The sequence below is a fragment of the Peptoniphilus sp. HMSC062D09 genome (genome assembly GCF_001811425.1).
Classification (GTDB): domain Bacteria; phylum Bacillota; class Clostridia; order Tissierellales; family Peptoniphilaceae; genus Peptoniphilus_A.
The window spans coordinates 1-7956 of the sequence record NZ_KV804688.1 but is presented as its reverse complement, the minus strand read 5'-3'; the positions used below and the strand labels follow the sequence as shown (position 1 = coordinate 7956).

The 7956-nt window shown below is 36.9% G+C and carries 3 protein-coding genes; all 3 read left to right on the top strand.

Annotated features, from left to right (window positions below; all coding sequences use genetic code 11):
* A partial coding sequence (locus HMPREF2801_RS01550) for a DNA topoisomerase (protein WP_246829956.1) occupies positions 1 to 790 on the top strand: 790 nt, incomplete at its 5' end.
* Between the two features lie 81 nt (positions 791 to 871).
* Positions 872 to 2407 carry an AlbA family DNA-binding domain-containing protein gene (locus HMPREF2801_RS01545; RefSeq protein ID WP_070610258.1) on the top strand — a complete coding sequence of 512 codons (1536 nt, stop codon included), beginning with the start codon at positions 872 to 874 and terminating at the stop codon, positions 2405 to 2407.
* Between the two features lie 83 nt (positions 2408 to 2490).
* Positions 2491 to 7956 (top strand): Eco57I restriction-modification methylase domain-containing protein (locus tag HMPREF2801_RS01540; RefSeq protein WP_070610257.1); only part of this gene is annotated, 5466 nt, incomplete at its 3' end.

Genomic DNA, 7956 nt, shown 5'->3' with positions numbered 1-7956 from the left:
CTTAACGGAAGATATGATTGTAAGTACGGTCAATAACATTTTAGGAAAAAATGATTTTGATACAGAGCGTATCAAGACGGTATTTAACTCAAAAAATGTTACGGATCATCACGCTATTATTCCGACAGTAAGCTCGTTAAGTGAAGATTTATCGAGTATCCCTGATAGTGAAGCGAAGGTATATAGGCTTATTTCTAATAAGCTTCACGCAAGTGTAGGTTATCCATTAGTGGAAAACACAACGAAGATTGTAGCTGAATTTGACGGATTTGAATTTACAAGTTCAGGAAGGGTAATTAGAGACGAGGGCTTTAGCAAATACCTCAAAGAATACAAGTCCAAGAAGAATGAGTTCATAGAGCTTCCTCATGTGAGCATTGGTGATGTTTTAAGCATTGAAAATAAAGAGATTAAAGAAAAATTTACTCAACCACCGAAACACTTCACTGAAGATACGCTTCTAAAGTCTATGGAGATTGCAGGAAATGAAGCCTTAGAAAAAGGTGTAGAAGTGGAAAGAAAGGGACTTGGAACACCTGCAACAAGGGCAGGAATTATTGAAAATCTAATCTTTAAGGGATTTGTAGAAAGAGATAAGAAAAATTTGATTGCAACACATAAAGGGATCAGCCTTGTAACAATAGTATCCGATACCTTTAAGTCAGCGAAAACAACTGCAAAGTGGGAAATGGAATTAGCGGATATTGCCAAAGGGAAATCTTCCAAAGAAAAATTCCTGAAAGATATTGAAAGCGAGATACAGGAGGCGGTTTTGAAATATCGCAAGTAAGTGCCTGCTGCTTTCAGAGTGGAGAAAATCCTCTGGAAATGGTATAATGTATAGATAAAATTTTTGAAAAGAGGAGGTATTATGCAGCTTTTAGATATAAAAAGAATGGCTCATAACATTCTTGAAAATCAAAACATAGAAAGCAGTTTTATCGAATATAAAAAGTCGGCAAATTTTAAAGATAAAATTCTAAAAACTGCTTGTGCCTTTGCCAATAACTATATGAACAATGAGATAGGCTTGTTGTTTGTTGGTATTGAAGAAGTCGATGATAAAGAAACGGGAGAAAAAGCAATTCCTAAAAGACCGATTGAAGGGATAAAGGAAGCAAAATTAGAGGGAATAGAAAATGAACTTAAATCGCTCCTTGCCAATATTCATCCTAAAATCAACTATCACATTATTATGGATCAAATTGATGATGAATACTATATCGTAGTTGCGGTAGAAAGTGGTAGTAACGGTCCGTTTCAAACAAGTGAAAGGGCAGAAAAAGATAAAGATATTCGATTAAAGGCAGGAAGATATATTAGAGTCGGTAGAGATTCAAGGCTTCCAAATCCAACCGAAGAATTTGAACTTTTGAAGAAGTTTGCAAACTTTTCTTTTAGCTCAAACTTGAACGATACAGCTACCATAGATGATTTAAGCTATGAATATATGAAAGAATATTTGCTTCAAACAGGAGCAAAAAAAGATATTAGAGAAATGTCTAAGCTGGATATGGCAAAGAGTATGGGGCTTGTCAGTGAAAGTGAGTATGGCGGTTATAGAGCTAAAAATTTTGCTGTCCTGATGTTTGCAGATACACCAAATAAATTTATTCCAAATGCCCATGTTGAAATCATAAGAGAAATTGATGGAACTGATAAAATGGAATCAAAGAAATTTGATGGTCCGGTTTGGATACAGGCAAAGCAAGTCAGCAAATATTTTGAAGATAATATTATGGCTTCATATACCATAAGGGAAGCGGATAAAATCGAGCATAAGATTGTCTATAACTATCCTCTTACAGCATTTGAGGAACTTGCTACAAATGCCATTTTGCATAAGGAATACGATACGCCTGAATATGTTGGGATATACATTTACAAGGACAGAATTTCTTTTGTGAATCATAATAGACCGCTCCCTCCTGTAACCATTGAGGCTCTTAACAGGGATAGAACTTTTGATCGAAGGCAGTATCTTAACAAAGAACTTAAAGATATGTTCTTTTCACTTAATTTGATAGAGTCTTACGGTTCGGGTATAAGGCGTGCAAAGGATGCACTATTAGAAAATGGTTCTCCTGAGCTTAAGTTTTATCCGGATAATGAAGAAGATAACTATACCAACGCAGTTATGGGTGTGAATAAAGAATTTTTGAAAGAGTTTAATGGTAGCACTACCAAAGAAACTACCAAAGAAACTACCAAAGAAAAAAACAGCATCCAAGAACAGATAGTGCTTCTTATGAAAGACAATCCAAGTATTACTGCGGAACAGATAGCAAATGAGATTAAAGAAATAACAGCAGATGGAGTGCGATACCATATAAGAAATCTTAAAGCTCATGGAGTTATTAAAAGAGAAGGCTCTACCAAATCAGGTAAATGGATAGTGCTGAAATAGAATAAATAAGATCATAAAACCAAAAGGTGATTAGAGTAAAATCTAACCGCCTTTTTTTGTTTGGAAAAACGAAGGAGGTAAAAATGCGAATAAATGATTTTCATAACATTTTGGAGCTTATAAAACAAGATGTGCTTCATAGTGAAGCAGAGTATCTGAAGCTCTTAAAGGTTGTCGGAAACAATCAAAGATATGACTTTAGAAGTCAATTAAGTATCTATGATAAAAATCCTGAAGCAATAGCTTGTGCCAAGTTTGACTACTGGAGGGAACGTTTTAATCGAACAGTAATGCGAGGACAGAAAGGGATCCCCATTTTAGAGGACTATGGCACATTCAAAAAAGTGGACTATATCTTTGATATAAGCCAGACAGTTTCAAAAAACAGGGATGTCAACGAGGTCAATCTTTGGAAGTTTGACAAAGAAAATCATCAAGATGTGTTAAAGGAAATGATTAAAAGCGAGGGCTATGAGGAAAGTAAAAGCACACTTGAAAACATCTTTTCTTTAAGCAGACTCTACGGTGATGAAAAAATAGATACCTTAATGAATGAACTTAGAGTAGCGGATGAGGATAGAATATCTTTTACCAAGTTTGTAAGGGACTCGGTAAGCTATGCGGTAGCGTCAAGATTTAAGTTAGATTATTCGATAGATTATGAGCTTTTAAGAGAGAATTTTCAAAGGCTTGACAGCATATCTCTAATGAGTCTTGGTGAAAGCGTATCGGATATTAGCGGAAAGATTATTGATGCGACCATTCAAAAAAGCAAAGAACTTGAGCTTCAAAAAGAAGTTTTAAGAGGAAAAGAAGCGGGATATAATAAGATTAAAGAAGAATTAGAGGAGGTAGAAGAATATGTACTTCGACGAGATGATCAGGGAAGAAATGAAAACGAGCGAGTTCTCCGAAATGGAGAGTACAGACGAGATAATAGAGAAAATCAAGGAGAATACGCTAAACAGCTTGGAGGAAGAGACGGACTTCATAAGGAAGTATCCAAATCCGACCTACGCAGTGATGAGGCTGGAGTTTCTTTCACAGAGCGAGGAGCAGAGCCACTTCGAGATGTTAGTAGATCTATACAAGGAGAAGAAGTTGACAGGACACCTGATGGACATTCAGAAACAGGCGATAGAATTTATGAGAACAGAGAAACCGAAACTGATGGCAGCTTGGAAGATAGAGGACGAGAACAATCCGCAGTATGGGGCGATGATTTCAGCTCTCAAAGAAATGACCATCAAGGAAGTAGTGGAAATCTAAAAGAAAATACTGAGGCAGAGATAAGAGAAGCTGAAAAGGCTTCTTTTTCTTTACCCGAAAATTCCTATGGACAGATAAGCCTTACGATTCCGCTAACTGAGAATGATATAGATACCGTCCTTATTAACGGAGGAAACCACGATGGCGGTAGACTTCCTGTTATTGCTGAGTTTTCCAAAGAAAAAACAGTAGAAGAATTGGGAGAATACCTCAAAGATACCTTTAAAGGCGGAAACGGGTTTTACATTGATGAAAGAGAAGTATCTTCCTGGTATTCGGATAAAGGCATTCACTTAGCCTATGGAACATCGGCAAGAGAAGATAATACGCAGGTCTTAAACTGGAATGATGCTGCAATGAGGATAAATGAACTTCTTAATAGTGGGGAATTTGCTACAAATGTAGAGCTTTTTGAAGCTCTTGATTATGAAAGAGATCGGATTTCAGAATCTCTATGGTATCTATCTCATGATTTAAGTGAAGAAGGAAAAGAGCAAGGATATTTTGAACTTTTTGAAAGAGGCGGGGGCTTTTCAGAAGAAACAAAAAGATTATCTGAAGCATTAAAAAATCCTGAGTATCTGAAAGAAACAATCAGAGAATATGACAGATTTTTAGAAGGATACAAAGAAAATAGGGATGTATTGAGGTTTCACTATCACAAGGTAGATAGCCTTTATCAGAGATTACAGGAGCTTGAGCTGCCACGAAAGGAATACAGTACCAATCTGACAGAACTTCCGAAGGTAAAGTCCTTTATTACAGAAGATGAAGTCCTTGAAAGCCTTTCAAGAGGAAGTGGCGTTGATAGAGGAAAAGAACGAATCAACAAGTTTTTTAAAGAAAATCATACGCTTCAGGAAAAAGCGAATTTCCTAAAAGACGAATATGGAATTGGAGGACATTCCCATGCTGTTTCCGGAGCAATGGGAAGTGATGAATGGCACGATGCAAAGGGACTTAAATTACAGAAAAATGATTGTAATGATGTGTTTCTTACTTGGACAAGTGTTGCAAAGCATATCGACGAGCTGTTTTCTAAAAATCTTTATCTTGAAGAAAAGGAAACAGAAAACAAGTCAGAGATTGAAGAACCACAATATTATTCCAAAGATGATCCTGAAAACTTAATGACAGATGAAATGCTTGAAAGAGTGCCGGAGCTTTACGCACAGGAGGATGTAGCTTTAGCGGATAAAGAGGTTCATGCTGCATATATCATTCCTTTCCGTTCAAATTGGACTTGGTATATGACGGAGTATGACAGGGAAAGCGGTGATGCCTTTGGACTTGTGCTTGGGATTGAGCCGGAATGGGGATATTTTAATCTTGAGGAGCTGAAAGAACTAAACGCACAAAGGCTTATTTTAGAAGATTTTCCAAAGACCTTTAGAGAGCTGAAAGATACAGAACTTAAGAAGCAGATGGATGAGCAGGAGCTTCAATCCGTCTTTAACGGAGAACTTAGTTTTGAAAATAAAGCGGAACTTGAAGCATCTGAAGAAGCAGAAGAAGTTAGAAGGGCTGACACAGTTCAAGCTACCTTATTTGATTACCTAAAGGATAGAGAAGAAGTAGAACTCAATGAAAAAGAGGGAAACCGTTTAGACGATTTTGCAGTTAAAGAGGGTAATACCGTCTATTTCAACCATGAAGAATATACTATAAGGGAGATTTCTAAAAATGAAATCACAGGAAGAAATGACTTATGGCTTGATCCGGTAAGAAGTGGTAATCATCAAATACCGATTGTAACATTTGATGATAATGAGGACTTATTAAAGCAGGTAAGCCTTGAAAGACCAAACTTTATCGTTGGAGATGAAATCAGATACAAGGATAAAGACTATACCATTACACGCTTTGATGATATGGGAAATAATCTAAAGACGGTAACGGTTAAGGACAATACAGAATATCTTGGCGGTATGATAACAGGCTCCGATGTGATTCCTTATCGTCTGGAAAGCGACCTTGAGAGGGTATTTCAAAATCAAACATATAAACATCCAGAGCAGACTACTGAAGAAGTAGGAATAAAGAAAGCAGAAGCTCATAACTTCAAAATTACGGAAGAAACACTCCCTAACAAACTATCTCCAAGCGAAAGGTTAAATAATAACCTTGAAGCAATCTCTATGCTGAGTCGCATTGAAAGCGGACAAAGAGAGCTTGACAGTACATCGCAGGAAGTTTTAGCAAGGTATGTAGGCTGGGGAGGACTTGCTGATGTATTCGATGAAGAAAAAGGCGGACAGTGGAAAGAAGCGAGGAGCTTTCTAAAAGAGAACTTATCTCAGGCAGAATATGAAGCTGCAAGAGAATCTACTTTAACGAGTTTTTACACACCGAAAACAGTGATTGACGGAGTGTATAAGACGCTTTCGGATATGGGATTTAAACAGGGAAACATTTTAGAGCCAAGTATGGGAATAGGGAACTTTATAGGCAATATCCCTGATGAAATGAATAAATCTAAGTTTTATGGTGTAGAGCTTGACTCTGTAAGCGGTCGAATTGGAAAGCTGTTATATCCTGAAAGTGATATACAGATTAAGGGGCTTGAAGAAACTTCTTTCTCAAATAACTTCTTTGATGCGATTATCGGCAATGTACCCTTTGGAGAATATAAGGTAAATGACAGGGAGTACAACAAAAATAACTTCCTTATCCATGATTATTTCTTTGCCAAGTCCATTGATAAAGTAAGAAACGGCGGTATTATCGCCTTTATTACATCAAGCGGAACGATGGATAAAAAGGACGAAAGTGTAAGACGCTACCTTGCAGCAAGAGCAGAGTTTTTAGGAGCGATAAGACTTCCGAACGATACCTTTAAGGGCATAGCAGGAACAGAAGTAACCTCAGATATTATCTTCCTAAAGAAAAGGGACAGTATCAGAGAAAGGGATGAGAACTGGATTCATCTTGCTGAAGATGAAAACGGGTTTTTATATAACAAATACTTTGTTGATCATCCTGAACAGGTGCTTGGTTCTATGGAAGAAATATCCGGAAGATTTGGGAATACAATAGCTTGTCTACCAAAAGAAAATACAGACTTAAAGGAGCTACTGACAAAAGCAAGCGAAGAAATCTCTAAAGGTGCAAAGTATGAAGAAATAGAGCTACTTGATGATGAAATTACCTCAATTCCTGCCACAGATGATGTTAAAAACTTTTCATATACCATTATTGATGATGAAGTTTATTACAGAGAAAATTCCCTGTTTGTAAAGAAAGAAGTAACGGATAAAAACAAGGAAAAGATTAAGGACTATCTTGAGTTAAATGCAGCCTTAAAGGATGTTATTTCCAAACAGAAAGAAGATTTTTCAGATGATGAAGTAAAGAAAGCTCAGGAAAAACTAAATGAAATTTATGACAGCTTTTCTAAGAAGCATGGATATGTCAATAACCTTTCTAATACCAGAGCCTTAAAAGAGGATAGCAACTTCCCGCTTGTTTCTTCCATTGAAATCCTTGACGAAGAAGAAAACTTCAAAGCAAAGGGAGATATTTTCTCCAAGCGAACAATCACAAAGGCGAAGGTTATCGACCATGTAGACACTTCCCTTGAAGCTCTTGTTTTATCGGTATCTGAAAAAGGATATGTGGATTTTGAGTATATGGGAAGCCTTACAGATAAAGACAGACCGACTTTGATAGAAGAACTTAGAGGAGAAATCTATCTAAACATCAGAGAAGAACAAAACTTTTATAGACCATTATCTTTTAACCTTGAAGATGGAGATCTACCTTTTGCCTGTGCAAACGGCAGTAATTCATATAAGTACGGCTATGTAACAAAGGATGAGTATCTAAGCGGAAATATCAGGGACAAAATTGCCATAGTAGACAGTTACCTTGGAAAGTTAAGACAAACCGAAGGAGAGTTATCTCATCTTGGCTATGCGGAAGATGGCAAAGAAAAAGAGCTGATAAGCTATGAGATGAACCGTTTGGAATATCAAAAGGCAGAGCTTACAAAAGTTCTTCCAAAGGAGCTTGAAGCAAGTGAAATCAATGTAAGACTCGGAGCTACTTGGATACCGAATAAGGATATTGAAAAATTCATCTTTGAAACGCTGAAAACTCCGGGATATGCCAAATGGGATATTAAGGTTAAATTTTCAAATCTGACAAGTGAATGGAATGTAGAAGGAAAGAGCAGGGACAGAGGAAATGACCTTGCAGAGATGACCTACGGCACCTCAAGGGTAAATGCCTATAAGCTGATTGAAGATGCACTGAACTTAAAAGAAACAAAGGTATTTGAC

Excerpts from the sequence above, each read along its gene's own strand:
- HMPREF2801_RS01545 (WP_070610258.1), top strand. The coding sequence starts at position 872 with ATGCAGCTTTTAGATATAAAAAGAATGGCTCATAACATTCTTGAAAAT.